Source organism: Cobetia sp. MC34, from assembly GCF_018340035.1.
GTDB classification, from domain to species: Bacteria; Pseudomonadota; Gammaproteobacteria; order Pseudomonadales; family Halomonadaceae; genus Cobetia; species Cobetia amphilecti.
The window spans coordinates 1-1,268 of sequence record NZ_JADPPY010000086.1 but is presented as its reverse complement, the minus strand read 5'-3'; the positions used below and the strand labels follow the sequence as shown (position 1 = coordinate 1,268).

Here is a 1,268-nt window from a genome sequence, read left to right as displayed (position 1 = left end):
GCCAACGAGGCTGAGGCGACCCAGGCGCTGGCCGAGGGCCAGACGGTCACCGAGCAATACACCGTCGCGCTGAGCGATGGCTCGACCACCACGGTCGACATCACCATCACCGGTGACAACGATGGCCCGCTGATCCGTGTGGACGCGGACGACAGTGCCGCGGCCAGTCTGGCAGAAGCGAATGCGCCGCTGTCGGCCACGGGCACGCTGTCCGTGTCGGACGTGGACCTCACCGACAGCGTCACGCCGAGCGTCACCAGTGTCTCCAGTGACGGGGATACCGGCACGCTGGACAATGATGACCTGCTCGGCATGCTGGGCGTGGATGCCGCGGCCATCATCGAGGGCACCGACACCGACGGCAATCTCACCTGGACCTTCGACAGCAGCACGGTCGGGGAGGATTTCGACTATCTGGCGGCGGATGAGACGCTGACGCTGACCTATGCAGTGACGGTCACGGACACCGCTGGCGCGACTGACACCCAGAACGTTGTCATCACCATCACCGGCAACGACGACGCGCCGGTCATCTCCACCGATGCCGGCGCCGTGGAAGAAGACACCACTCAGGAGGTCAGCGGCACGCTGACCGCGACGGATGCCGACAACGCCGACCTGGCCTTTGTCGCAGCCACCGATGGCAGCGACTACGGCACCTTCACGGTCGATGATGCGGGCAACTGGACCTACGAACTGGCCAACGAGGCTGAGGCGACCCAGGCGCTGGCCGAGGGCCAGACGGTCACCGAGCAATACACCGTCGCGCTGAGCGATGGCTCGACCACCACGGTCGACATCACCATCACCGGTGACAACGATGGCCCGCTGATCCGTGTGGACGCGGACGACAGTGCCGCGGCCAGTCTGGCAGAAGCGAATGCGCCGCTGTCGGCCACGGGCACGCTGTCCGTGTCGGACGTGGACCTCACCGACAGCGTCACGCCGAGCGTCACCAGTGTCTCCAGTGACGGGGATACCGGCACGCTGGACAATGATGACCTGCTCGGCATGCTGGGCGTGGATGCCGCGGCCATCATCGAGGGCACCGACACCGACGGCAATCTCACCTGGACCTTCGACAGCAGCACGGTCGGGGAGGATTTCGACTATCTGGCGGCGGATGAGACGCTGACGCTGACCTATGCAGTGACGGTCACGGACACCGCTGGCGCGACTGACACCCAGAACGTTGTCATCACCATCACCGGCAACGACGACGCGCCGGTCATCTCCACCGATGCCGGCGCCGTGGAAGAAGACACCAC

The 1,268-nt window shown here is 65.6% G+C and carries 1 protein-coding gene; it reads left to right on the top strand.

The annotated features are described in order from the left end of the window. On the top strand, positions 1–1,268 hold a 1,268-nt coding region (locus tag IZU87_RS17235; RefSeq protein WP_213115359.1), incomplete at both ends, for a VCBS domain-containing protein.